Source organism: Amycolatopsis echigonensis (assembly GCF_014174495.1).
GTDB lineage: Bacteria > Actinomycetota > Actinomycetes > Mycobacteriales > Pseudonocardiaceae > Amycolatopsis > Amycolatopsis echigonensis.
This window is the reverse complement of the sequence record NZ_JACJHR010000006.1, coordinates 1-24,912: the sequence shown is the minus strand read 5'-3', so window position 1 is coordinate 24,912 and position 24,912 is coordinate 1. Positions and strand designations below refer to the sequence as shown.

The 24,912-nt window shown below is 70.3% G+C and carries 22 protein-coding genes and 1 pseudogene; 13 read left to right on the top strand and 10 right to left on the bottom strand.

Annotation, left to right across the window (positions count from 1 at the left end):
- Positions 1 to 57: 57 nt before the first annotated feature.
- Genes H5411_RS06070 through H5411_RS06060 form a run of 3 tightly spaced genes read left to right on the top strand, consistent with a single transcriptional unit; the run spans position 58 to position 2,920 of the window.
- A complete protein-coding gene (locus H5411_RS06070) occupies positions 58 to 813 on the top strand; it encodes an HpcH/HpaI aldolase family protein (protein WP_183123197.1) in 756 nt (251 codons plus the stop codon).
- Positions 810 to 2,132, top strand: coding sequence for an MFS transporter (locus H5411_RS06065; protein ID WP_183123196.1), 1,323 nt, complete (start codon positions 810 to 812; stop codon positions 2,130 to 2,132). Before H5411_RS06070 ends, H5411_RS06065 begins: the two co-directional genes overlap by 4 nt.
- Positions 2,129 to 2,920 carry a carbon-nitrogen hydrolase family protein gene (locus H5411_RS06060; RefSeq protein ID WP_183123195.1) on the top strand — a complete coding sequence of 264 codons (792 nt, stop codon included), beginning with the start codon at positions 2,129 to 2,131 and terminating at the stop codon, positions 2,918 to 2,920. The genes H5411_RS06065 and H5411_RS06060 overlap by 4 nt, the downstream gene beginning before the upstream one ends.
- A 630-nt stretch (positions 2,921 to 3,550) precedes the next feature.
- On the opposite strand, the gene H5411_RS06055 is transcribed toward H5411_RS06060, so the two are convergent.
- Both H5411_RS06055 and H5411_RS06050 read right to left on the bottom strand, forming a co-directional pair.
- On the bottom strand, positions 3,551 to 4,726 hold the full coding sequence (locus H5411_RS06055; protein WP_183123194.1) for a 4-hydroxybenzoate 3-monooxygenase: 1,176 nt from the start codon (positions 4,724 to 4,726) through the stop codon (positions 3,551 to 3,553).
- Positions 4,727 to 4,759: 33 nt separating this feature from the next.
- Complete coding sequence (locus tag H5411_RS06050) at positions 4,760 to 5,542, bottom strand: IclR family transcriptional regulator (protein ID WP_183123193.1); 783 nt, start codon at positions 5,540 to 5,542, stop codon at positions 4,760 to 4,762.
- Between the two features lie 187 nt (positions 5,543 to 5,729).
- Here H5411_RS06050 and H5411_RS06045 point away from each other — a divergent pair, with 187 nt between their 5' ends.
- On the top strand, positions 5,730 to 6,203 hold the full coding sequence (locus tag H5411_RS06045) for a SitI3 family protein (protein WP_183123192.1): 474 nt from the start codon (positions 5,730 to 5,732) through the stop codon (positions 6,201 to 6,203).
- Between the two features lie 221 nt (positions 6,204 to 6,424).
- On the opposite strand, the gene H5411_RS06040 is transcribed toward H5411_RS06045, so the two are convergent.
- The gene (locus H5411_RS06040) at positions 6,425 to 6,922 is read right to left on the bottom strand and encodes a winged helix-turn-helix transcriptional regulator (protein ID WP_183123264.1); all 498 of its coding nucleotides are present in this window, start codon (positions 6,920 to 6,922) and stop codon (positions 6,425 to 6,427) included.
- Positions 6,923 to 7,001: 79 nt separating this feature from the next.
- On the opposite strand from H5411_RS06040, the gene H5411_RS06035 reads away from it, so the two are divergent.
- The 6 genes from H5411_RS06035 (at position 7,002) to H5411_RS06010 (ending at position 13,433) form a co-directional block, all read left to right on the top strand.
- A complete protein-coding gene (locus H5411_RS06035) occupies positions 7,002 to 7,715 on the top strand; it encodes an SDR family oxidoreductase (RefSeq protein WP_183123191.1) in 714 nt (237 codons plus the stop codon).
- 36 nt (positions 7,716 to 7,751) lie between these two features.
- Positions 7,752 to 8,177 (top strand): tautomerase family protein, encoded by a 426-nt coding sequence (locus tag H5411_RS06030; RefSeq protein ID WP_183123190.1) that lies wholly within the window; start codon positions 7,752 to 7,754, stop codon positions 8,175 to 8,177.
- A gap of 118 nt (positions 8,178 to 8,295) precedes the next feature.
- Positions 8,296 to 10,521, top strand: coding sequence for an MFS transporter (locus H5411_RS06025; RefSeq protein WP_183123189.1), 2,226 nt, complete (start codon positions 8,296 to 8,298; stop codon positions 10,519 to 10,521).
- Positions 10,522 to 10,793: 272 nt separating this feature from the next.
- Positions 10,794 to 11,048, top strand: a complete 255-nt coding sequence (locus H5411_RS06020; protein ID WP_183123188.1) for a YrhK family protein — start codon at positions 10,794 to 10,796, stop codon at positions 11,046 to 11,048.
- Positions 11,049 to 11,340: 292 nt separating this feature from the next.
- Positions 11,341 to 13,017 carry a right-handed parallel beta-helix repeat-containing protein gene (locus H5411_RS06015; RefSeq protein WP_183123187.1) on the top strand — a complete coding sequence of 559 codons (1,677 nt, stop codon included), beginning with the start codon at positions 11,341 to 11,343 and terminating at the stop codon, positions 13,015 to 13,017.
- Positions 13,018 to 13,031: 14 nt separating this feature from the next.
- The gene (locus tag H5411_RS06010) at positions 13,032 to 13,433 is read left to right on the top strand and encodes a hypothetical protein (protein WP_183123186.1); all 402 of its coding nucleotides are present in this window, start codon (positions 13,032 to 13,034) and stop codon (positions 13,431 to 13,433) included.
- Positions 13,434 to 13,578: 145 nt separating this feature from the next.
- On the opposite strand, the gene H5411_RS06005 is transcribed toward H5411_RS06010, so the two are convergent.
- The 3 genes from H5411_RS06005 to H5411_RS05995 are packed head-to-tail and all read right to left on the bottom strand — an operon-like array spanning position 13,579 to position 17,328.
- Positions 13,579 to 13,974 (bottom strand): hypothetical protein, encoded by a 396-nt coding sequence (locus H5411_RS06005; protein ID WP_183123185.1) that lies wholly within the window; start codon positions 13,972 to 13,974, stop codon positions 13,579 to 13,581.
- Positions 13,964 to 15,874 carry a primary-amine oxidase gene (locus tag H5411_RS06000; RefSeq protein WP_183123184.1) on the bottom strand — a complete coding sequence of 637 codons (1,911 nt, stop codon included), beginning with the start codon at positions 15,872 to 15,874 and terminating at the stop codon, positions 13,964 to 13,966. The genes H5411_RS06005 and H5411_RS06000 overlap by 11 nt, the downstream gene beginning before the upstream one ends.
- 20 nt (positions 15,875 to 15,894) lie before the next feature.
- On the bottom strand, positions 15,895 to 17,328 hold the full coding sequence (locus tag H5411_RS05995; RefSeq protein ID WP_183123183.1) for an APC family permease: 1,434 nt from the start codon (positions 17,326 to 17,328) through the stop codon (positions 15,895 to 15,897).
- Between the two features lie 257 nt (positions 17,329 to 17,585).
- On the opposite strand from H5411_RS05995, the gene H5411_RS05990 reads away from it, so the two are divergent.
- Both H5411_RS05990 and H5411_RS05985 read left to right on the top strand, forming a co-directional pair.
- Positions 17,586 to 19,073 carry an APC family permease gene (locus H5411_RS05990; protein ID WP_183123182.1) on the top strand — a complete coding sequence of 496 codons (1,488 nt, stop codon included), beginning with the start codon at positions 17,586 to 17,588 and terminating at the stop codon, positions 19,071 to 19,073.
- Positions 19,070 to 19,816: an IclR family transcriptional regulator gene (locus H5411_RS05985; RefSeq protein WP_183123181.1), complete on the top strand. Its 747-nt coding sequence runs from the start codon at positions 19,070 to 19,072 to the stop codon at positions 19,814 to 19,816. The genes H5411_RS05990 and H5411_RS05985 overlap by 4 nt, the downstream gene beginning before the upstream one ends.
- 14 nt (positions 19,817 to 19,830) lie before the next feature.
- On the opposite strand, the gene H5411_RS05980 is transcribed toward H5411_RS05985, so the two are convergent.
- Complete coding sequence (locus H5411_RS05980; RefSeq protein ID WP_183123180.1) at positions 19,831 to 21,903, bottom strand: prolyl oligopeptidase family serine peptidase; 2,073 nt, start codon at positions 21,901 to 21,903, stop codon at positions 19,831 to 19,833.
- Between the two features lie 674 nt (positions 21,904 to 22,577).
- On the opposite strand from H5411_RS05980, the gene H5411_RS05975 reads away from it, so the two are divergent.
- Positions 22,578 to 23,234 (top strand): hypothetical protein, encoded by a 657-nt coding sequence (locus H5411_RS05975; protein WP_183123179.1) that lies wholly within the window; start codon positions 22,578 to 22,580, stop codon positions 23,232 to 23,234.
- A 187-nt stretch (positions 23,235 to 23,421) separates the two neighbouring features.
- Here H5411_RS05975 and H5411_RS47410 read toward each other — a convergent pair whose 3' ends face one another.
- From H5411_RS47410 to H5411_RS05965, 3 genes and pseudogenes are all read right to left on the bottom strand, one after another.
- The gene (locus tag H5411_RS47410; protein WP_246368828.1) at positions 23,422 to 23,625 is read right to left on the bottom strand and encodes a hypothetical protein; all 204 of its coding nucleotides are present in this window, start codon (positions 23,623 to 23,625) and stop codon (positions 23,422 to 23,424) included.
- 35 nt (positions 23,626 to 23,660) lie between these two features.
- Positions 23,661 to 23,918 (bottom strand): annotated as a pseudogene (locus H5411_RS47405) (Cif family virulence factor); the annotation flags it as partial.
- A gap of 19 nt (positions 23,919 to 23,937) precedes the next feature.
- On the bottom strand, positions 23,938 to 24,912 hold a 975-nt coding region (locus H5411_RS05965; protein ID WP_183123178.1), incomplete at its 5' end, for a nitronate monooxygenase.

The window sequence follows — 24,912 nt, the reverse complement described above, 5'->3', positions numbered from 1 at the left end:
TACACGGTGCACACATCGATCGAGCTCCCGATTTCGAGCGCGCAGGAGGTTTCCCCGATGTCCCCAGCCCCCGCCGACCGGCGCTACGCCGTCTGGCTTTCCGACCCGTCGTTCGCGGCCGCCGAGATCGCCCGCGGAATCGGCTACGGCGCCGCCGTCCTCGACATCGAGCACGGCGCGTTCGACCTGGCCGACCTCGAGCGGTTCGTCCCGTTCCTGCGCGGCCTCGGCCTCGAGGTGCTCGCGAAGGTCCTCGGCCCGGAGCGCGGCCCGATCCAGCAGGCCCTCGACTTCGGGGCCGACGCGGTGGTGATCCCGCACGTCGAGAACGCGGCGCACGCGAAGGCGGTGACGGCGTTCGCGAAGTTCCCGCCGCTGGGCGACCGCAGTTTCGCGGGCGGCCGCACCACCGGCTACCGAGGCTTCACCGACGACTGGGTGGCCGCGCAGGACCGCGGCACCCGCTGCCTGCCGATGATCGAGGACGCCGGTGCACTCGAGGACATCGCCGAGATCCTCGCGCTGGACACCGTGGACGGCGTCTTCGTCGGCCCTTCGGACCTCTCCCTGCGCCGCGAGCGGGGCGCGTACACGCGCGAGGAAGGCGATTTCGCCGATCTCAAACGCGTCGCCGACGCCGCCCGGGCAGCCGGGAAACCGTGGGTTCTGCCCGCGTGGAGCCGGGAGGAGAAGGAGTTCGCGCTCGCCCACGGCGCCGGGCAGCTCGCGCTCACCATGCAGCACGGCGCGCTCGCCGCCGGCCTCGCCGCCGCCTTCGAGGAGACCACGTCGCTCGCGAAGCGGGCGCGATGACGACCGCGGAGCGAACCAGGACCCGCACCGCGGGCCGCACGCGCTGGGCGATCGCCGGAGTGCTCGGCGTCGGGTCGTTCGTCAACTACGTCGACCGCGTCAACCTCTCCATCGCCGGGCCGGAGATGATGCGCGAGTTCCACCTGACCGCGGCCCAACTCGGCGTGGTCGCCTCGGCGTTCCTCTGGACGTACGCGGTGCTGCAGCTGCCGATCGGCGCGATCATCGACCGGATCGGCGTCCGCTGGGTGAACCGCGCGGCCGCCCTGCTGTGGACGATCGCGTCGTTCCTGACCGCGTCGGCCGGCGGCCTCGGTCTGCTCATGGCGTCCCGGCTGGTGCTCGGCTTCGGCGAGGCGCCGACCATCCCGGCGGGGTGGAAGGCGATCGGCCAGTGGTTCCCCCGGTCCGAGCGCGGCCGGGCCACCGCGATCTTCGACGGCTGCGCCAAGGTTTCCAACGTTCTTGGCATCCCGTTGATGGCGTTCCTCGTCACGGCCTACAGCTGGCACGCGGCGTTCGTCTTCACCGGCATCCTCAGCGTCGGCTACCTCCTTGTCTGGTGGCTGCTTTACCTGACGCCGAAACAAGCACTGGCGCGCGGGCGGCTGTCCGCCGCGGAGTTCGCCTACCTGCGAGACGGCGGCGCGGACGACGAAGACGCACCTGCGCCGAGCTCGCTGGCCGGGCTCGGGCACCTGCTGCGCCGCCGCAAGACGTGGGGTCTCGCGCTCGGGTACGCGTCCTACACCTACGCCTACTACGTGCTGCTGACCTGGCTGCCCGGGTATCTGGAAAAGCAGTTCGGCGTGAAGCTGCTGGCCGGCGGTTTCTACACGATGATCCCGTGGCTGGTCGCGGTGCTCGCGCAGTTCCTCGTCGGCGGGATGGTGCTGGACCGGCTGATCGCCCGCACCGGCGACGAGACCAAGGCGCGGCGGATCGTCCTCGTCGTCAGCATGCTGGTCTCGCTGTCGGTCGCCGGCGCCGCCTACGCCGGATCGGTCGCCGCGGCGCTGGTGTTCCTGTCGATCGGCGCCGCCGGGCTCGCGGTGTCGGTGCCCGCCGGATCGAGCATCGTCGCGGTCATCGCGCCCGAAGGCTGCTCGGGAACGCTCGGCGGGCTGGTCAACTTCGTGGCCAACATGATCGGCATCGCCGCGCCCATCGTGACCGGCGCGGTCGTGGACGTGACCGGCTCGTTCGCCGGCGCTTTCCTCGTGACCGGCGCAGTGCTGCTCGCCGGGATCTTCTGCTACACGGTCGTGCTCGGCAAACTCGACCGCATGCCCGCCGCTCCCCGGAAGGAAATCGCATGACCCACGTCGCCTTGGCGCAGTACGCGCCCGGAGAGGACAAGGCCGCCAACCGCACGCTGATCGCGAAACTGGCGGGCGACGCGGCCGACCGCGGCGCCCGGGTGATAGTGCTGCCGGAATACGCGATGTTCACCGTCCCGGAGATGGACCAGCGGTTCGTCGACTCCGCCGAGTCGCTCGACGGCCCGTTCGTCACGGGTCTGCTCACACTCGCCCGCGACCGCGGAATCACGATCGTCGGCGGCATGAACGAGCGCCTCGACGGTTCGCGGATCTCCAACACGCTGGTCGCAGCCGGACCGGGCGGCGTGACGGCGGTGTACCGCAAGATCCACCTGTACGACGCCTTCGGCTTCCGCGAGTCCGACGTCGTCCGCGCGGGCGAGATCGCCGACCCGGAGACATTCGAGGTCGACGGCCTCCGCTTCGGCCTTCAGACCTGTTACGACCTGCGCTTCCCCGAGGTCACCCGGCGGCTGGCGGACGCGGGCGCGGACGTCGTGCTGCTGCCGGCGGAATGGGTGCCCGGGCCGCTGAAGGAATACCACTGGAGCACGCTGGTCCGCGCCCGCGCGATCGAGAACACGCTCTACGTCGCCGCGACCGGCCAAGCCGCGCCGACCGGGTCGGGCACCAGCATGCTCGTCGACCCGATGGGCGTCGTCGTCACCTCTCTCGGGGAGCAGACCGGCGTCGCGGTCGGCGAGGTGTCACGGGAGCGGATCGCTGAGGTACGAGCGAAGAACCCGGCGTTGGAACTCCGGCGGTTCTCAGTGGTGCCGCGCTAGTCACCGTCTCGCGCGGCGACCGGCTCGGCCCGATTCGAGCGCATGGTTCCCCGGGTCGTGGCGGAGAACCGGTGTTCTCCCCCACGGCCCCCAGGGCGGACCGGCCGCCCTGTCAGGACGAATGCGACCGTCCACTCACGAAATACCGCCATATTGCGGGCGCGTTTTCGCGGGCGGGATCAGTGGCTCCGCCAGCGCACACAACGCGTCGGGCACCAAACGCCGCGGCAACTCGTCTGTCATCGGGCATCAACGCCGCCGCCCCGTGCCGGCAGTGTCCATAGAGGACTCCATCGACGACGCGATCCGCACCACCGCGGCCGAGGCGTTCATCGGCTGGCGGACTCAGCTGGCCGAATCCCTCCGCGCCCACGGGCGCCGGGGAACCGGAACAACTCGCCACCCTGATCGTCGCAGCCGTCAGCAGCAGCTGACGGTGGTGGCTCTCAACTTCGCCACACGCGGGCTTATCGTCCAGAACGCAACCAGCACAGTCAACTTCAGCCGAGACCGGTTCCCGCCGCCGACCGGAACACGAGCTCGTACACCTGACCTACCTGCTCAGAAGCACGAGCTCCACGACTCAGCGCCCGCCGCTTCGCGACTCTGGTTCTTCGAACGGGAGTCCAGTCACAGTCCGATCGGCAGACCGGCATAGTTCTCGGCCAGCCCGGCCTGGCCGGCGCGGCTGGTGGCGAGCCAGCGGAGCTGGGACAGCTGCAGTTGCTGGTCGAACGGATCGCCGGACTGGTGGAGCATGGTGGTCATCCACCAGGAGAAGTGGGTGCAACGCCAGACTCGGCGCAACGCGGTGTCGGAGTAGGCGTCGGCAAGGGCCGGGTTCCGGTCTTTGAGCAGAGCGGTCAGCGCGGGCGCGAGCAGAGCGACGTCTGCTACCGCGAGGTTGAGGCCTTTGGCGCCGGTCGGGGGCACGATGTGGGCGGCGTCGCCGGCCAGGAAAAGCCGGCCGTGCCGCATGGGCTGCTGGACGAAGCTGCGCATCGGCAGCACGCTCTTGTCCGTGATCGGGCCGGGGGTCAGCGTCCAGCCGTCCTGGCCGTGTCCGAGGCGGGTGGCGAGGGCGTCCCAAATGCGGTCGTCCGGCCATTCAGCGAGATCCGTGTCGGTGGGGACCTGCAGGTAGAGCCGGCTGACGGTCGGCGAGCGCATGGAATGCATCGCGAATCCGTCCGGATGCCAGGCGTAGATGAGTTCGTCGGTCGAGGGCGCGACGTCGGCGAGGATCCCGAGCCAGGCGTACGGGTAGGTGCGTTGCCAGGTTTGTTTCGCCGCGGCGGGAATCGCGGCGCGGCAAGGCCCGAAGGACCCGTCGCAGCCAACGACAACGTCGGCGTCGAGACGCTCGGTCGCGCCGTCCGGTCCGGTGAACGTCACGTACGGCCGGTCGGTATCGAGATCGTGCACGGCGGTTCCCCTGACGCCGTAACGGATTTCCTGGCCCGCCGCCGCTCTGGCGCGCCCGAGGTCCTTGGTGAGTTCGGTCTGGCCGTAGACGGTGACGCGCCGCCCGACCAGGTCGACGAAATCGACGTGATGGCGTTCGTGCGGCACTTGCAGGTAGATCCCGCGGTGCTCCTCGCCCTCGCGGCCCATCCGGTCGCCGAGGCCGGCCTCGCGCAGCAGGTCCGTGGTGGACTGCTCGAGGATTCCCGCCCGGATCCGCGCTTCGACGTAGTCGCGTTCCCGCGTCTCCACGATCACCGATTCGATCCCGGACCGGTCGAGCAAATGCGAAAGGAGCAAACCGGCCGGGCCGGCGCCGACGATGGCGACCTGAGTACGCATGCCCGGAGTCTGAACCGACCCGGCCGCGAGAGGCTACGCCGGGCTTTCACTCAGTGAAAGCCCGTTCGCCGCCAAGCTGCGCCCGATCCCGGCTGCGGTGACCTGGAGCGCGGAGACCAGCCGGGACCGGCCGCGCCGCAGATCCGGCACGACAAGACCGAGCGCGGCCACCACTGGGGCGTCCGGGCCGCGCCGGATCGGCACCGCGACCGAACACGCGCCCGGCGTCATCTCCTCGACGGTTTGGGCGTACCCCTCGGCGCGGATCCGCTCCAACTGCTCCCGCAACAGCCCGGGCTGGACGATCGTGTGCCGCGTAACGCGCGTCAGCGACGCGAAGACCTCGCGCTGCACGTCTTCGGGTGCCCACGCCAGCAGTACTTTGCCGACGCCGGTGGCGTGCAAGGGAAGCCGTCCGCCGACCCGGCTGACCACCGGCACCGACGCGCTCCCCCGCAGCCGGTCGAGGTAGAGCACCTGGGTTCCGTCTCGTTCGGCGAGGTGCACCGTGGCCCCGGTCGCGCCGTACAGGTCCTGCAGGAACGGCGCCGCGATCTGCCGGAAGCCGGACTGCACCGGCGCGAGCAGCCCGAGGTCCCACATCCGCCGGCCCACCACGTAGCGGTCGTTTCGCCGTTCCAGCGCACCGAGGCCGACGAGTTCGGCCGTGATGCGGTGGACCGTCGGCAGCGGCAAACCCGTCCGAGCCGCCAGCGCCGTCAGCGACAACGACCGATGCTCGGCGTCGAACGCGCCGAGCAGAGCGAACACCCGCGAGGCGACGCTCGCTCCCGGTGACGACAGATTGCCAGGCACTCCCCGATCCTCCCACTCCGTCAACGGCAGTGCCCAGCGCGCCGCGCCTCGGAATCGTTTCGCGGTGGCCATCCGTGCACAAAGGGCTGTTTCTCCAGGCGACGCCGCGGCGCAACTCCGTTGCTGCAGCGGCGCGTGCGGAGCGGCACCATTGTCCTTCGGTTCCCTTGACCGCCGAGGAGGTCACATGTCGCTCGACTACAGCCTGGGCCTGACGACCCATCTGGCCCCGGAAGAGGTCGCCGAGGAGGTTGTCAGGGCCGGACAGTCGCTGGGGATCCTCGAAGAATCCATCACCGCTCAACGGCTGCTCGTGTGGAGCACGACGACCCGCCGGACCTGGCTGCAGGTCAGCCCGGCCCGCCCGCAACCGTGGCACCCGCCGGTCTCCGAACTGGGCGCCATCACCCCCACCGTCCAAATACTGTTCGAGCTGGACAAAAACGACCACGTCGCCGAACAGCAGGAAGACCTGATCCGCCTCACCGCCGCCCTGCTGGAACGCATCCCCGGCGACGCCGTCTTCAGCAACCTCGACGTGCTCTGGCTGGTCCGCAAGAACGGCACCCTCGACGTCCACGAAGACAACGGCTTCTGGACCCCCGAACGTCTCGCCCTGCTCCCCCAGCCCTCCACGCGCCGCAGCCACCAATACGAATGAACGCGAGTGGTATCTCCCCGGCGGTATGCGCAGCCGATCATGTGGTCTCCCGGAGTCCTTCTGCTGGGTTCCTCTCGCACGATCCGCTCAGGTGGAGTAGCCGAGGAACGCGGGCCAGTTCGTTCGGCGCCGTCCATTGGGCGAGCAATCAACCTGGCTGGTCGTCGTTCTCCCCGTCGTCCCGGACATGCGCCGCACCACAGCGATCACCGCGGACTTCCTCATGCTGAGCCGGACCGCTGTCCACGCGGCCCGCGGTTCGCCCGGATCTCGATTTCGCCGGATTCCTTCTCCCGCACCGGATCGGCGGTGACGCTGACCCGGGCCGGGCGGCCGGTGCCTGCCTCGACGAACGACAGCGGAGGGCGCCCGTCCTGGAGATGCTTGTCGCCCCACTGCACCAGCGACAGGAACACCGGCAGCAGGTCCTCCCCGGCCTCGGTGAGCCGGTATTCGTCCCGGACCCGTTTTCCCGGTTCCCGATACGGGACCCGCACGACGATCCCCGCGGACTCGAGCTGGCGCAGCGCCCGCGAGACGGCCGGCGCGGACGTCCCGATGCGCGTCACGAAATCCTCGAACCTCGTCGTGCCGTAGAAACACTCGCGTACCGCGAGGAAAACCGTCTTGGTGCTCAGCAGGTCCAGCGTCCGCGCGACCGAGCACCGGTCGCCGATCGCCCAGGCGTCCCGGTCCCGCAACCGCTCTTCCCACTCCATGGCCACCGCCCCAGTGTACCTAACGTTTGCGTTACTCAGCAGAGTGTGGTTCCATCTGACTAACGGTCTCGTTATCCAGATGGAGGACGCAGTGGTTGCAGCAGCGGGCAAGGTGGCGGTCGTGACCGGCGGGCGGCGAGGGCTCGGCGCGGCGCTGGTGGACGAACTCCTCGCGCGCGGCGCGCGGAAGGTCTACTCCACGGGCCGCTCGCTCTACGTCGACGAACGCCCCGAAGTCGTCCCCGTCGAACTCGAAGTCCGCTCCGAGGAGTCGGTCGCCGCGCTCGCGAAAGCCGCGCCCGACGCCGAGATCGTCTTCAACAACGCCGGCGTCCTCGTGCCGGAGGCGCTGCTCGGCGGCGACCTCGAGACCACGATCGAAACCTTCGACGTCAACGTCTTCGGACTGCTGCGGGTCGCGCGGGCGTTCGCTCCCGTCCTGGCCGCGCACGGCGGCGGCGCCCTCGTGGACATGCACTCCGTGCTGTCCTGGATGGCGGGCAGCGGCGCCTACGGCGCGTCCAAGGCCGCGGCGTGGTCGGTGACCAACTCGCTGCGCATCGAACTGGCCCCGCAGCACACCCAGGTCGTCGGCGTCCACGCCGGATTCATCGACACCGACATGGTCTCCGCGATGGACCAGCCGAAGGCCACGCCCGCCCAGATCGCCGCGCGGATCCTCGACGGACTGGAAGCCGGGGACAACGAAGTGCTGGCCGACGACGTCACCACGGCCGTCAAGGCAGCGCTGTCCGGACCGGTGGAGAACCTGACGTTCTCCGTCGCCGGCTGACCCCGTCGCACCGCACCGGAAGGAACGCCGAACGCCATGCCACTGTGGACGATCCACCACACCCCAGGGCTCTTCAGCGACGCCGAGAAACAGGAACTCGCGTCCCGCGTCGCCGACCATTACGAAGCGATCGGGCTGCCCCGGTTCTACGCGGTCACGGTCTTCCAGGAGACCCGGCCGGAGAATTTCTACGTGGGCGGGGAACCCGCCGACGCCGGGCTCCGCATCGTGATCGACCACATCGCACGCCACAACACCGACTCCGGCTCCCGACGGCGGACCGCGCAGTGGATCAACCGCATGCTCCGGCCGCATCTGGAGAACCGCACTGGCGTGCACTGGGAATTCCACGCCGACGAGACCAGCGAAGAACTCTGGATGATCAACGGGCTCGTACCGCCCCCGGGCGGCTCCGCCGAAGAGAAAGCGTGGGCCAAGGACAACGCCGCTTCCCCTTACTGAGCCCGCAGCCGCCCGGTCCCGGGCGGAAACGCTCCCGCAAGCCAGGAGCCGCACCGCCACCTCCAGCGACCGAACCGGTCAGCTGGATCCCCGCCCCTCCCCCGCACTGTGAGGCAGCATGACCGCCGATGTCGGCGCGGCTCCGCGAACCGGCGGACGACCGGGCACCGTGCTGCTCGTCGTTTCCGCGGCCGTGTTCCTGGCCAGCCTGGACCTGTTCATCGTCAACATCGCGTTCCCGGACATCCGCCTGGCCTTCCCCGGCACCGGCCTCGCCGGCCTGTCGTGGATCCTCAACGGCTACACGGTCGCCTTCGCCGCGCTGCTCGCCCCGGCCGGACGGCTGGCCGACCGCTACGGCCGCCGCGCCGTCTTCCTGATCGGCGTCGCGGTCTTCACCGCGGGCTCCGCCGCCTGCGCCATCGCCCCGTCGGTCCCGCTGCTCGTCGCCTTCCGCGTCGTCCAAGCGGTCGGCGCGGCGCTGGTGATGCCGACCTCGCTGGCGCTTCTGCTGGCCGCGTTCCCGCCCGCCCGGCGGGCGACCGCGGTGAGCACCTGGGCCGCGGTCGGCGGGGTGGCCGCCGCGCTGGGCCCGCCCGTCGGCGGGGCCCTCGTACAGTTTTCGTGGCGGTGGGTGTTCCTGGTCAACCTCCCGGTCGGCGTGCTCGCTCTCCTGTTCGGGCCCCGGGTGCTCCGGGAGAGCCGCGACACCGGCTCCGGGATGCCCGACCTGCCCGGCGCGGTCGCCCTCGCGGCCGGAGTCGGGGCGCTGGCCTGGGCCTTGGTCTCCGCCCCGGACCACGGCTGGGGCAGCCGGGAAGTCCTGATCGGCTTCGCGGTCGCCGTGCTCGGTCTGCTCGCGGTCGTGCTGCGCTCGCGACGGCATCCCACGCCGGTCCTGGACCTGCCCTCCCTGCGCATCCCGACGCTGTGGCTCAGCTGTTTGGCGATGCTGCTGTTCACCATGGCGTTCGGCAGCATGCTCTTCGGCAACGTGCTGTTCCTGACCGGGCTCTGGCACGAGTCCGTGGTCGTCGCCGGACTCTGGCTCACCCCCGGACCGCTCATGGTCGTGGTCGTGTCGCTGACGGTGGGCGGGCGGCTGGCCAGCCGGTTCGGGCCCGGCGTCACGACCGCGATCGGCAGCCTGCTGTTCGCGATCGGCGTGGCGACCTGGGTGTGGCGGCTCGGCGCCGCACCCGACTACGCCGGCGGTCTCCTGCCCGGGCAGCTGTTCACCGGAGCGGGCGTCGGATTGATCCTGCCCAGCCTGTCCGGCGTGGTCGGGCTGGTCCTGCCGCCGGCGAAATGGGGCGCGGGCTCGTCGATGATCAACACCGCCCGGCAGATCGGCACCGTCCTGGGCACCGCGGTGCTCGTCGCGATCTACGGCGGAACCCCCGCCCTCGCCGATTACCGCCGCGGATGGCTTTTCCTCATCGCCGCGGCACTCGGCAGCGCGCTCGCCGCGGCCGCGATGGCGACCCGTCGCAAGTCCGCCGACCACTACCGGCCTCCCGCTCCGGAAAACCTGCTGACCGGCCGGATCCGGCAACCCGACGCCACACCGCTCGCGGACGCGGCCGTCACCGTCCTCGACAGCCACGGCAAGCAGCTGCACGTCGCGACGACGGGCGACGACGGGACCTTCGAGATCCCCGCTTTGGCGAACGAACCCGCGCTGCTGGTCGCGGCGCGCGCCGGCCATCGCGCCGAGGCGGTGCCGCTGAACCCGTCCCCTGTCCGTTCCCTCGAACTCGTGCTGGCACACAACGCGGCTCGAGTCTCCGGCCTCGTTCACGACGACACCGACACTCCCGTCACCGCGGCGACGGTCGTGCTCACCGACGACTCGGGCACAGTCGTCGGCAACGTCCGCACCGGAGAGCACGGCGCGTTCCGGTTCGACGGACTGGCACCTGGTGCGCTGACTCTCACCGCGACCGCCGGTCCCGCCAGGATCTCCGTCCGTGGCCTCCACCTGCATCCGGGCCAGCACGAAACACTCGACATCGCGCTGCCGCCCGCAGGCCGCCTGACCGGGGTGGTCCACAATGGACTACACCCCGTCGCCGGAGCCCGCGTGACCCTCCTGGACCAGCACGGCGGGGCCGTCGCCGTCCGGGACACCTCCGAAACCGGCCGCTACGAGTTCGATGGGCTCCCGACCGGCCGGTACGAGGTCGTCACGACCGGATTCCCGCCGAGCACCAGCACCGTCCGGCTGACCGGCCGCGACGACACCGCCGCGCACGACGTCGTGCTCCGCCACGACCCGATTCCGGACCTCGCCCAGCACGAGCGCACTGCTTCCGCCGAATCCGCTCTGGAGCGACAGCTCTGACTGCGACGCCGAGAACTTCCGGCCGAGCGGGGCTCTTGTCGCGTTGGAAAGGCCCGACGTGGTGGCCGATTTGCTGAACGCGACGGCACACCTCCGACACGACTCCCCAGCCCTGCACGAGCCAAGACTCCACGGTGGCTGGGCGCGGTCGCCGACTGGGGTGCCGCAGCCGACTCACGCCCGGAACTTCCGTGTTCCCGCCCAGATTCCGGGTAACCAGGTGCGAGCCAAGACCGTGCTCCCGCCCGCACCACTGGAGGATTGACCTGATCATGCTCAAAGAATTCGTCCGCGAGTTCCCGACTGTGCACCTCGTCATCGGGGTGGCCGGCAATCTGATCTTCTTCGTCGGCAGCGTCCTGTTCGTCTGGCATTCCACCGAAATGCTCGCGATCTGGCTGTTCATCGTCGGCTCGCTCGGGATGCTGCTCGGCGCCGTCGGCCAAGCGTTCTACATCCACGAACGCCACCGGCTCAACGGCGCTCCCGGCCGCAGGGCCGCCGACGATCAGCTGCGCATCCGCTGAATTCCACGCACTTCGCTCCGGGTGCGACCACGCCGCGGCCGTCGAAACGGGATGCGGCGAAGAGGGAGCACAACCGTCGTGACCTGGCCGCGAAGCGGGTGTCGATGGCGCTATTTCGCCAGCCAACGCAGGCCCACTACAGCCCCCGGCAACGACTGCGACACGACCCCCAGGTGCGTCCCCGGGACATCGTAAGCAGGTGCTGGCCCCTCGGCCGAACGGCGCACTCTGCCTGAATTCCCATGCGGCAGGACGCTCACCGCTATGCTCAGGGGCCACAGGAGGGGGCGGAATGGCGGCCAAAGTCCGAGTCGCGCCCGGCAAGCGCGGAGCTCACCAGAGCATCGGGTCGGCACTGCGCAGTGTCGCCGGGCGGCGAGGGTCGTGCGTGGTCGAAGTGGCTCCCGGGCGTTATCCGGAAAGCCTGTTCGTGCAGGGGAAGGTGCGGATCACCGCGCGGCGGCCGGGGACAGTGGAGATCTGCCCGCCGACCGGTGCGGGCGTCGCGGCCTCGGGCGACGTCCGGCTGGAGGGCCTCGTGCTCCGGGCGCAGGACAACGACGTGGTCCGCTGCGCTGCCGGCACTCTCGCGATCAGCGCGTGCACCCTTGTCGCGCACGGGGACACCGCTGCGTTGCACGGTCCGCCCGGCAGCTCCGTCACGGTGACGGACACCGAGCTGCGGTACGGCCGCGCGGTCTTCACCAGTTCGCACGCCCTGATCGAACGATGCGTGTTCACCGACTCCCCCAACAACGGGCTGTGGGCCGCCGCCGGCGCCGACGTCACCGTTCGCCACAGCCGATTCGACCGGTGCCGGATCCACGGCCTGCTCTCCCGGGGCTCGCGCGTCTCCGTTACCGGCTGCCAGTTCACCGGCACCGGCAACGCCTCGGTCGCCGCGGACCAGAACGGGCGCCTCGACGTCGCCGACTGCCGCATCGAGGCCGCACAGACCACCGGCATCCTCTACAGCCAGCGGGCCCGCGGCACGATCACCGGCACGCACGTCGAGCCGACCGACACCGGGCTGCTGGTCACCGACGGCGCCGACCCGCTCGTGCGCGGATGCACCTTCGAACACCCCCGGGTGGCCGGAATCGAGGTGAACACCCACGGCATCGGGCGGTTCGAGAACGTCACCGTCCGGCAAGCGCGGAAGTTCGGCATGTTCGTGGCCACCCAGGGCGCGCCGGTCCTGGCCGGCTGCCGCTTCACTGGCGGCAAGGTCGGAATCTATGTCGAGAACGCACGTCTGGTCGCCGCCGACACCGTCGTCGAGGGGCTGGACAACGCCGCCGTGCGGTTCGCGGGCCAGGGGAATTCCGAGCTGACCCGGCTGCACGTCGCGCGCTCCCCCGTCGCGGTCGAAGCCAAGGGGACGACCGACGTTCACGTCACCGAAGCGCACGTGCGCGACGTCGACCTCGTCGGATTGATCGGGCACGAGAATTCGTCGATACGCGCCGCGAACTGCAGTGTTTCCGGCGGCAAAATCGCGTTCAGCGCGAACAACAGCACCCATGTCGACCTGCACGATTGCCAGGCCAGCGGCGTCGAGCTCAGTGGCGCGGGCGTGTTGGGCACAGCGACGCTGACCGCCCGGCGGCTCACTGTTTCCGGACCGGCGTCCATGGGCGTCTTCGTCGCGGAGAAGGCCAACCTGAATCTCGCCGACAGCCTCTTCACCGGCACGACGACCGGCGGCCTGAATTTGCACGGCGCGTCGGCGCTCGTGCGCAACGTCGATGTGACTGGGTCCGAAGGCTACGCCGTTCACCACAACGGCAGCGCCGTGCTGGAAGAGCTCCGCTCGCCGCTGCGGGTGATCGAGGTCGAGCCGAAGCCCGAGCCGCCGCCGGTCGTGCACAACTACCACGGCCCGGTCATCCACGGGGACGTCGTCCAGTCCGTGCTCACCTGGGGCAACACCATCGTCCAGCAGGCAACGCCCGACCACCGCATCTGACCAGGAGGAAACCCGTGCCCACCGAAGAACACCATCACCACGGCCCCGTGATCCACGGCGGCGTGCACAACTCGCAGCTGGCCTGGAACAACCGGAACGTCACGCAGAACTTCGCGCACACCGAGCAGGTGGCGCCCGGGTTCGAAGAGGTCGCTCAGGTCGTCGCCAAGGTCAAGCGACAGCTCAACGACCTCGGCCTGCCCGACGCGGACGCCCGCGACGCCGGCGAAAACGCCGACGCCGTGCTCGCCGAGGTGGTCAAGCCGAAACCGGACCGAGGCATCGTCCGCACCTGCCTCACCGCGCTGAAGAAGGTACTGGACCCGCTCGCGCTGGGCCTGCTCACCGGAGCACGCGAGGGCGCCGTGGCAACCGGCAAGAGCCTGGTGCACGCGCTCACCCAGCTGTCCTTCTGAGGTTCGCCTGCTCCCGCGCATCGCGGTCCGCAGTGGACGGTTTGACGTACTCCGGTGACGATCTTTCGGACGTGCTGGCCAGGCAGCGCAGCTGTTACCAGGCGTCTCGACTGATTTCGGGGTCGTCGTCGGGCGTGCGTAACCCCTAGTGCGCCACTACCCCGGCAGCCATCAAGCACATCGCCACCGCCATCAGCAGGTTGCCCGGATCCCGCAGCGGGCGGTGGATCTCCAGCGCCAGCTTCCCGGCCAGCCAGCAGCCGGCGAGCAACGGCGACCCGCCGGGCATTGCGGGCATCGGCATGGCCAGCGTCAGCACTGCCATGCCGGCCAGGTCGTACGTGCCGTGCCAGCGGGGCGTCGCCGGTTCCTCGGTGCAGGCCAGCCAGATCGCGGCGCCGGCGAGGGTCACGAACCACACCGGCGGCGACAGCGGCGCGATCGGCGCCAGCTGCATGACCAGCATGGCGACGGCCATCACCGCGTGCGGGACGTGCCGTCGCCATGCCGAGCCCGGAGACCAGGCCACGTCACTCGTCATGGCAGCAATGCGATGAGGTGCTCGGCGGGACGTCGAGCGTCGGGTTCCGGTCGAAGAAGCCGACCGGCTTCAACGTGAACCCGGCGTAGTCCACCGGCATCACCGGCCAGTCCTCCGGACGCGGGAAGTGCGTGAGCCCGAAGGTGTGCCACAGCACGATGTCCTCGCCGTCCACGTTCCGGTCCGCCGCCGTCCACGCGGGCAGTCCCCCGCCGCCGGGGTGCTGATTGACGAAATCGCCCGCGGGGTAACGCTCCGCGTCCGCGTACGGCGTCACCCACAGGTGCCGGGTCGCGAAGTTCGCGCGCGCGTGCACCACCGACGTTTCGTCCGCCAGCAGCGTCGGCTGGCCCTGCGGGTACAGGGCGTAGGCGACGTTGCGCCCCAATCGGTTCTGCCGTTCCGGGTTTACGATCTGCCACACCCGCGCCCGGCCCTGGTCGGCGTTCCGCTGCGCCTCCGATTCGGTGTGCAGCCGGGTGCGGCGCTCGGTGAACGCGTTGCCGTGCGGATTGCCCGGGCCGACCGGAACGGCGGCCGCTTCGACCTCGTCGACCGCGTTGCGCGGACCGTCGACCATCATGTCCAGCCGGGCGGAGAACAGGTGCTGGTGGTACGGCGCGCCGAGGCCGGGCGCGACTTCGCTGGCGTACGGATGGCCGTCCTCGGGGTAAGCCGAGGTGAACACGACGCCGGTCGCCTTGGCCTCGCATTCGATGGTGCCGTCGAGGTAGAGGTACCAGTAGAAGCCGTAGTCGTAGTTGCCGATCGTGGTGAAGAACGACACCACCATCCGACGCTGCCGACGCGTTTCCTGCGAACCGGCGAAGAGGTCGCTGTGCTTCCACAGCACGCCGTAGTCCTCCTCGTGCAGGCAAATCGCGTTGCGGATGACCTGCGGCTGCAACTGGTCGTCGGCGATGACGGCGTCGAGGTACTTGATTTCGCCCAGGCAATCGCAGCCCAGTTCGAGCGAGTTCGCGTAGCGGGCGAACATGTACTCGCCGCAGTCGAAGTAGTTCTGCCAGAACCGGACCGGCGACGGATCGGCGTAGGGCACGACCATCTCGGCGATCGACGCCCGGTACACGATCGGCCGGCCGTCGATCGAAATCTGGTGCAGGGTAAGCCCTTCCCGTTCGTTGAACCCGATCCGCAGCTCGAAGTTCTCCCAGCGCAGCAGACCGTCCTCGACGGTGAAGCTCACCCCGTCGGGCTGGGTGATCTCGATCGGCTTCAGCGTGGTGCGCGCCGGGCCGGTCTGGGCGGGGTCGTCGAAGTTGCCCGGTTCCCGCGGCACCGGATGGCTGCGGTGGTCGAGCACCTCCATGACCTCGTGCGTGGTCAGGTCGACGTAGGCGACCAGGCCGTCGACCGGATGCGCCCACGGGTGGTCCTTTTCGTGCTCCTGCCAGAACCCGAGCGTCCGCACGACGCGCCGCCCAGCCTCCCGCGGGAAGTACGCACCGGCGGACAACGGCACTACCCGCACCTGGTCCGGATCGAGCCCGCGTCCGGTCAGCGCGGCACGCCATTCCTCGTGCCCGGCAAGGATTTCCTCGATCAGCTCGAATTCGGTGTCGATGATCGGCAGCTGGCCGTCGCGGCGCGGGTCCAGCGCCGCCACCGCGTCCACAGTGGACCGCGTAACGGACACGACGACGTCGCGCGAGGCACCGGTCGGCAGGTCGAGCAGCAGGACGCGGAAGCGGCGGTCGGCCGGGTCCCCGGCGAGCACGGCGGACTTTTCCGGTTCTTCCGGCCCGAAGAAGCAGCAGCGCACGGTCTCCGGCAGCAGCCCGGCGTCGGCGAGGATCCTCCGGACCGCGTGCACCTCCTCTTCGCGGACCGGGTGCAGCGGGTGGCCGGAGAGTTCGACGGCGGGTTCGGTGACGGTCATGACGCATACTCCTGTCGTGGTCAGGCGGGCAGAGTGACGAGAAGGTGGCGGCGGGCCAGCGAAAGACCGGTGCCGAGGGCGAAAGCGGCGACCAGGATCAGCCCGATCCCCGCGGCCAGCTCGCCGGAACCGCCGATCAGCATCGGGAAGTTCGCGACGGTCAGCGCCAGCGCGGCGAGCAGCCCGACCAGGCCGAGCGACGGCGCGACGACGGTGTTCCAACGCCGGCGGTCGAGCGTCGTGCGGCGGAAGAACACCAGCACCGCCAGGCAGGTCAACGCCATCAGCGCGAGAACGCCCAGCGTCGCGGTTCCGGCCATCCACGAGAACACCTGCGTGACCGGGTCCATCTTCGCCAGCGCGAACACCGCGATCAGCACGAGCGCGCTCACCGACTGCGCCACCGAAGCGACGTGCGGGGAACCGTGCCGCGCGTGGCTGCGGCCGCACTGGGTCGGCAGCGCACCGGCGTTGCCGAGCGAGAACGTGTAGCGCGCGATGACGTTGTGGAACGACAGCAGCGCGGCGAACAAGCTGGTGACCAACAGGATCTGGACGAGGTCGCCGCCCGCCGCGCCGAGGTAGCGGGTGACTGACGCGATCAGCATGCCGCCAGGGTTCTGGTTCGCCTGCGTGACCGCCGCGCTGTCGCCCCACGCGGAGACGAGCGACCAGCTGGACAGCGTGTAGAAACCGCCGATCAGCAGCAGCGCGAGGTAGGTCGCGCGGGGCACGGTGCGCTCCGGGCGGCGCGCTTCGGAACGGTAGACCGCGGTGGCCTCGAAACCGAGGAAGCTCGCGATGGCGAACATGATCCCGATGCCGAGCGAGCCGGAACCGACCTGGGACGGCTGCAGCAAAGCGGTCGACAGGCCGTGCGCGCCGCCGCGGACGTTCACCACGGCGTCGAAGACCAGCACGATGCCGACCTCGCAGACCAGCAGGACGCCGAGGACTTTCCCGGACAGTTCGATGTGCCGGTACCCGAGTGCGGACACGAGCCCGAGCGCCGCGACCGCGTACAGCCACCACGGCAGCGTCGGTCCTCCGTACTGCGCGACGAGACCGGAGAGCGTGGCGCCGAGGTAGCCGTAGACGGCGAGTTGCACGGCGGTGTAGGTGACCAGCGCCAGGAACGCCGAGCCGAGGCCCATGCTGCGACCCAGTCCTTTGTGGATGTAGGTGTAGAAAGCCCCCGCGTTCGGCACGTGCCGGGTCATGGCGCAGAATCCGACGGCGAACAACAGCAGCACCGCGCAGCACAGCACGAAGGTGGCGGGGAAACCCGCGCCGTCGCCCTGTGCGATGCCGAGCGGCACCGCGCCGGCGATGACCGTGAGCGGCGCGGCGGCGGCCACGACCATGAACACGATCGAGCCGACGCCGAGCTTGCCGGACAGGGTTCGCGGCTCGGCGGCCGGCGGAGCGGGGGCGGTTGTTCGCGAGGTGTCCATCTCTGCCTCCTGCGGCGGTGGGGATGGGAGACGACGGTCGCCTTCTCGCCGCCGGGGTTCAACGGCCGGCGCCGCGCCGCCGGGAAAACCGGGTCCGGCGTTCTCGTTCCGGCGCTCCTCCCGGCCCGGCTTTCCCGCGCCGGGAGAAGACCGCGCCGGGAATTCTCATTCGAGCTCGCGAGCCTGTGCCGACGGACCGGACGCGGGTTATCGTTCGTCCGCACGCATCGCGCTCAGCAGTACCGGGAGGCCCGGCGATGGCGGACCACCGGCGGCCCGACCTGACGACATATCCCGAACTGGCCGCCGCGGCCACGACCGGGAGGCACCGGCTGCGTCCCCGTTCCCCGGTCGACGGCCTCGACCGCCGCAAGCTGGGGTTCGCCGAAGTGCTGGGACAGTCCGTGTCCGCGACGGCGCCCACCGCGGCGATGGCCGCGACCCCCGCCATCGTCGCCGCGACCGCCGGTCCGGCCGCGCTGTGGTCCTTCCTCGTCGCGACCGTGGTGGCGCTGCTCGTCGGCACCTGCATCGGCCAGTTCACCCGCAGGATGGCGGCCGCCGGCTCGCTGTACAGCATCACCGCGAAGGGGCTCAGCCCAGTGGCCGCGCTCGCGTCCGGCGCGGCGCTCCTGCTCGGTTACGGCGCGCTCACCGCGGTCTCCTACGTCGGCGCCGCCGCGTATCTCTCCGCGCTGCTGCCGCCCGGCTGGCCGGTGCCGATCGCGATCGTGCTCGTGCTCACCGGCGTGGCGACTGTCCTGCTCCGGCGCGGCGTCCGGCTGTCCGCGCGGGTGGTTTTCGTGGTCGAAGCCGTGTCGATCGTGCTGATGCTGGTCATTTTCGCGACGTTGCTGACCAGCGCTAGCGCGGCGGACCAGTTCGCCCGGCTCGGCGTGCCGTCGTTCTCGTTGCGCGGCGTGGCCTCCGGGGTATTGCCCGCGCTCGGCGCGTTCATCGGATTCGAGGCCGCCGCCGCGTTCGGCGTCGAAGCGAAGCGGCCGTTCCAGACGATTCCGCGGGCGATCCTCTGGACCGCGGGCGGGTCCGGCGTGCTGTACCTGTTCGCGTGCTACGTCCAGGAACTGGGGTACGCCGCGACTCCCGGCGGCCTGGCCGGCCAGACCGAGCCGGTCGCCTTCTTGGCAGTCGCCGCGGAGATGCCGTGGCTCGCGGCGTTGCTGAAGATCGGCATCGCGATGTCGTTCTTCGCCAGCGTGGTCGCGACCGGGAACGCATTGGTGCGCGTGCTGTTCTCGATGGGCCGCGAAGGCGTTCTGCCCCGCGCGTTCGGCACGACGCACCCGCGCTTCCGCACCCCGTCGGTCGCGATCGCCGTCGCTGTGCCAGCGGCCGGCGTCGTCGCGGCGGTGTTCCTGCTGACCGGGGCGTCGCCGGCGCAGATCCTCCAGGTGCTGATCGCGACCACCGTGTTCGGCTACCTTCTCGCCTACCTGCTGGTATGCATCGCGACGCCGCTGTTCCTGCGCCGGATCGGCGAACTGACGCGCGGACCGGTCGTCGCGGCGGCAGTCAGCGCACTGGTGCTCGTGCTGGTCCTCGGGTTCTTCGTCACGTCCGGCGTGAGCGGCGAGATGCTGCTGGCCTGGGCGGGGATGGTCGTGCTGGCCGCCGTGTGGGCGGGCTGGCTGGTGCTGCGCCGCCGGTCCCGGCTCGCCACGATCGGCATCTACGACGAGACGAGCGCCGCCGACCTGCTCGGCAGCCAGGACGCTGACCGATGACGGGCGGCGCGTCCCCGCTGTCCGGACGGCAGCCGAAAGCCGTGCGGAGCGCGCTGGCGGTGCTGGAGGAAGTGATCGCGGCCGGTCCCGGCGTGACCGCGAAGGAAATCTCCGCCGCACTGCACCTGCCGCCCGCCACGACGTACCGGCTGCTGAACCTGCTGGTCGCCGAGGAGTACCTGGTCCGCCTCCCCGACCTGCGCGGTTTCGCACTCGGCCGCCGGGCGGGCCGGCTGACCGTGCCCGCCGCGGCCTTGCCGTGCACCGCCGCCCGGACCGTGGTCGAGCACCTGCGCGGCATCGTCCGGTGGGGCGTGCACCTGGCCTCGTTCACCACCGGACGGCTCGTCCTGGTCGACCCCGATCCGGATCATCCGCCCACCGACGAGGCGACGCTGTCCCGCTACCCGCACACGTCCGCCCTGGGCAAACTGCTGCTCGCCGAACAGCCGGATTGGCGCGCGCTGGTCCGAGATCTGCGCGGCTTCACCGAGCAGACCCTGGTGAATGCCGCGGAACTCGACGGCTCGCTGGCGGAAACGGCCCGCACCGGCGTCGCCCGGCAATGCGGAGAACTCCGGCCGGACCGGGGCTGCGTCGCGGTGCCGGTGCGGGACGCGGACGGACAGCTGGTCGCCGGGTTGGCGTTGTGCGGTCCGCCAACCCGGATCGCGCATCTGGACGACGCGCTGCTGACGGCACTGAAGGAACACGCGCGCCGGTTGGGACCGTTGCTCGCTTGACTGGGTGCGACGTGTCATCCGGCCTCGGGCGGCACCATGCCGAGATGTCGCATCAGGAAGGCGAGCCAATGGGTCGCGTGGGTGATGCTGTCCGATCGGCTCGTGGCCATGCCGTGGCCCACCTCGTTCCACACCCGCACCAGTGCGGGGCCGCCGACGCTGGTCGCGGCCTGTGCCCGGGCGATGAACTTGCGCGTCGGGCCGGGCGGGCATGCTACGTCCGCTCCCCCGGTGTGCACGTACAGCGCCGGGTAGGCGACGCCGTCCTTCAGGTTCTGGTACGGCGACATCCTGGCGAGACGGGCGACGTCGTCCGGGTCGTCGAGGTCGCCGTATTCGGCGGTGACGGCGAACCGGCCGTACGGGTGGCGGTGGGTCCCGACGATGTCCAGCACCGGGCACTGCGCCACCACGGCTGCCCACAGATCGGGGCGCTGCGCGTACGCGACCCCGGCCATGATGCCGCCGTTGCTCCAGCCGGTCAGCGCGAGCTTTTCGGTGGTCGTCACCCCGGTGGCGACGAGGTCTTCGGCGATCGCGTAAAGGTCGTCGAAGCTGTTCTGCTTGTGCTCGACGCGCCCGGCGTCGGCCCAGTCCGATCCGAGGTCGCTGCCGCCGCGCTGGTGGGAGATGGCCAGCGCGCCGCCGGCCGCGACGAACGCCGCGACCGGGCCGGGGAACTGCGCGGGCCACGAGACCCGGCCGCCGCCGTACCCGCTGACGAGGGTGGGCACCGGGCCCGTTCCGGCGCCCTCCGGCCGGACCAGGTGGTACGGCACCCGCGTGCCGTCCGCGGATCGCGCCCAGCAGAGCGAGGCGGTCACGCCCCGGAGCCGAGCGCGTGGCGCGCGCAGGGTGTCGACGCGCCCGGAACCGAGCCGGTAGCGGTACAGCCCCGGCGACGACACGGGAGTCGAGAACAAGAACACGAACTCGTCCGGATGCCCGTCGGGAGCGAGGGTGGCGTTGGGCAGCACGTCGAGAGGCAGCGCGCCCCGGCCGGGCAGCGGCACCTCCTCCAGTTCCGTTCCGTCGCGGTCGAAGACCCAGGCCCTGCCCTCGGTGTCGACCGACCCGGTCACCACCAGCCGCCCGCCGACCAGCCGGAGATTGCCGAGCACGCGCTCGGATTCCGGGACCAGTTCGCGCCAGGTGGCCGGGTCCGACGGATTCGGTCCGTCGAACGGGATCTCGACAACGCGGCCTCGCGGCGCGTCGTGGTTGGTGACCGCGACGTAGGAATCCCCGTCGATGACGCCCGCGACCGACGAGTCGATGCCCTGCACGAACGGACGCCACTGCCGCCGCGGCAGATCGCAGACGTACTGCGGCAACGGCCAAACGCTGGTGACGACGGCGTGCCGACCGTCCGCGGCCACCTGGACAGTCGGCCCGTTGGCGACGTCGACCGGTTCGGGATCGGCGGCGGCCGGACTCCCGACGAGGTGCAGGTATACCCGCAAGGCGAAGGCGCCCTCGGAGGTGATGCCGGCCGTGTAGAAGAAGCCCGAACCGTCCGGCAGCCACTGCGGGATGACCAGCGGGCCCACCGTCCGATGTGGAATGCGGTCCGCCAGGCGACGACCGGTTTCCACGTCCAGCAAGAAGATCTCGCCCAGGTCCGAGCCGTTCTCGCACACCGCGAAGGCGACCCTTCGCCCGTCCGGGGACGAAGCGAACCACGAGATCTGCTGGTCACCGGCGGCGTTGGCGTCGTAGAGGACCCGCCCGGGGCCTTCCGGTTCGTCGGAGACGACGAGCACGGCACGGTCCGGGTATTCCGGCGCCGGAGTCCGGTCGAGACGGAACCAGCGGCCGCCGGCGAACCGCGGCGCCGGTTCGACCATCCAGTTCGGCGAACCGGTGCCGTCAGCGACGTACTCTTCGACCACGGCACGAAGCCTGGCCAGATGCGGCCATCCCTCGACGAACGCGTCGGTGAGAGAGTTCTGCTCCTGCTGCCAGACCGTCGCTTCTTCGGAGTCGTCTTCGAGCCACCGGTAGGGATCGGGGAACGTCATCCCCGCGACGACCTCCTTGGCATCAACGGTTCTCGCCGCCGGATACGCCAGCTGCTCGCCGCTCATCGCGTGCCTCCGCTCAGGTCATTCCTTTGTGGACGGTACGGCAGCAATCAGGTCGCCGGTCGCCGCCTCGGACCGTTGACAGGCGGTTCTCCGCACGGCGATGGCCGCGACGCGATCACGCGGTCGGAGCCGTGGAGCTGGATCCCGAGTACCCGGAATCGCATCGTGCCGTCGCGGAAAGGCTGCTCGGCGGTTGCGCACCGACAGGGCGTCGACGGCCGATGCTCGCCGCCGCCCGGCCGGGTCGTCTGCCATCGGCTCATCCTCTAGCTCGAACGGCCGGAACGCGAGCGACACATGACGGCGGAATTGGGCGTCCCGTGCGACAAACGTCGCATCCACTGACCGACGCTGACCGGAGATCGGGCCTGCTCCAGTCGTTCGTCGAGTCGGCCGAGGTCGCTTCCGCCTGTGTCCAGCGGTTTGCCAACCCACGGCGGGCCGCGCTCTGTCTCAAGAACGGAACACCGCACGTCGGTGAGGCCGTACGCCAAGGCGCACGGAGAAATTCAGGGCAGGGCCAGTGCCGCGAACGGGCGTCTTCCGCGCGATGGAGCCAGGTGGATCCCGCACGCGCATTGAGACGATCAGGTGATTCTCCCACTCGCCGTTTTCCGCCGGCTCCCGTTCCGGCAAAGTCGAGCTGTCCCTGACTCGACACAGGAGCGCAGCGCGTGCCTTTCGACCCGAACCAGCCCAGAGGCCCCGACGGCAAATGGATCAAGACAGGCGGTGTTTTCGGCGCGGCCGTCTTGGCAGCAGTCATGGCGGCAGCGAGCGGCGGAGACGCAGTCACCTCGGTCGGGGCCGGGCTCGACGCCGCGACGACCAGGAGCGTGTCCGACGCGGACACGGCCACCAGCAAGAAGGCCGCACGCAACGGCGATCGCGCCGAGGCATGGCGACGACTGGCTCTCAAGGAGGCCAGGAAGGAGATCAAGAAAGATCTGCGCTGCGCCGTCCAGTCGTTCGGACGAGTGCAGCAGTTCTTCCTGCGTCATCCGTGCGACAAGCTCGACCAGCTGCTGTTCGTCGTTCAGGACGAGACCGGGAACACGATCGCCGGCTCGGTCACGTGGGTGAAGATGCCGTCGCCCGAATCAGCCGGACAGCTCCGCACGCTGGAAGACACGTACGGATCCGGTGACGTCACCCCGTTCGGAACAAAGGTTCTCGAAGCAGGCGGCTTTCGTTTCACCGGAAAACACTACCGGTCCCGGCTGGACGGAAAGCTGGTCGTCATCGCCGAAACGGACCCGATCAAGGGTCGCCCGTCCGACGCGTTCCTCAACCAGATCCCCGACGTCGCGGATGTTCTCCCGCCGCCGTGACGCCGCCGGAGCCAGGGAGCAACCGGCTGGAAACATCGCCAGTTGGTACGCGCGGGAAGCAGAAAATGGGAGGGAGAGGGACTCTCCCTCCCATTCTTTGTTCGCATGCGGGCGGCAACCCTCGATCAGGTCGACGTACCGCAATGACATCGTTGTCCCTGCAGCGGAATGATGCGTTGCCTCGAGACTATTCGCCGCGTACAGCCCGCTGATACGCCGCCAGCTCGTCCGGGTCGTCGATGCTGCCGTGGTGGTGGACCTGCAGCCACCGGCCCGCGGCGTGGTCGTAGCCGAAGACGCGGCTGGTGCGGATGGTGAGCGGCACCTCCGCGCCGGTGCGGTCGTGGTACTGCCCGATCTCCCGTCCGCGAACACCGCGACCTCCGGCCACTCGTACGTGGCCGCGTCGCCGAAGGTGACCGTCAAGGCGAGGTTCCCGGCGAAGATCCGCCGGTACAGGTCGGTGACCGCGGAACCGGAACGCAGGATGCCGCCGACCGGATTGTTCAGCTGGGCGAGCTCGTCCTGCGACCAGACCGCGGACAGCGCGTCCAGGTCACGATGGTTGAGGGCGTAGTAGAAGGTTTCCAGTGCTGCGACGGCGCCCTCGTGGCCGGGGTCCGCGCTGGCGGCGAGACGTTCCCGTGCGGCGCGGCCGAATTGGTAGTCGACGAGCGAGATCATCGGGCATGCTCCCCAGGGGTCAGAGGTGTGCGGTGAGATTGCGAAGGATGTCAGCGGCCGGCCCGGCTTTCGCGTGGGGATAACCGGTGCCTGCCCACAGGTGCAAGCGTTCCGGGTCGCCGGCCGCCGCGGCGGCCTTCCGGAACGGGGTGGTCAGGTGGTGCAGTGCCGGATACCCCGACGGCGCCGTCGCCGTGAACCGGTCGGTGAACGTGTTCCGCAAACCCCGCGCGGGACGGCCGGAGAACGCGCGGGTCAGCACGGTCCGCCCGGGGGCGGCGTGTTCGAGCGCGGCGCGGTGCGTGGCGGACGCACCGCTTTCGTCCGAGCGGAGCAGAACGGTGCCGACCATCGCCGCGACCGCACCAGCCCGCAGAACATCCGCGACGTCACCGCTCTGCGCGATGCCGCCCGCGGCGACGATGGGCAGGCTCGTCACGGCCGCCACCTCGCGCACGAGGTCCGTCAACGGCTTCTCCTCCGGCAACCGATCCGGGCTCAGGGTCCCGGAATGCGCGCCCGCGGCCGCGCCCTGCACCACCAGGAGGTCCACACCGGCGGCGACGGCCGCTTCGGCCTCGGCCGCCGTGGTGACCGTCTGCCCGACGACCGTTTGAGCGGCCCGCAGTGCACGAACCACGGCACGGTCCGGGATGCCGAACGTGAACGTAGCCAGCGGCACGGGATCCGCCAGCAACAAGTCGACCTTGTCGCGCCAGCCGTCGTCGTCCTCGGTGATCGGGATGCCGGAGAGGTCGACCCCGAGCCGGTCCGCTTCGGACTGGATCGCCGCGCGGTAGCGCTCGTACTCGACCCGGTCGACCGGCACGGGGTTCGGCGCGAACAGATTCACGCCGAACGGCACGCCAGCGGCCCGCACCTCGCCGATCTGCGCGGCCAGCGCCTCCGCGGATTTGTAGCCGCCCGCGAGCAGCCCCGCACCGCCCGCGGCAGCGGCCGCGATCACGAGCCGCGGGGTGGTCGGGCCGCCCGC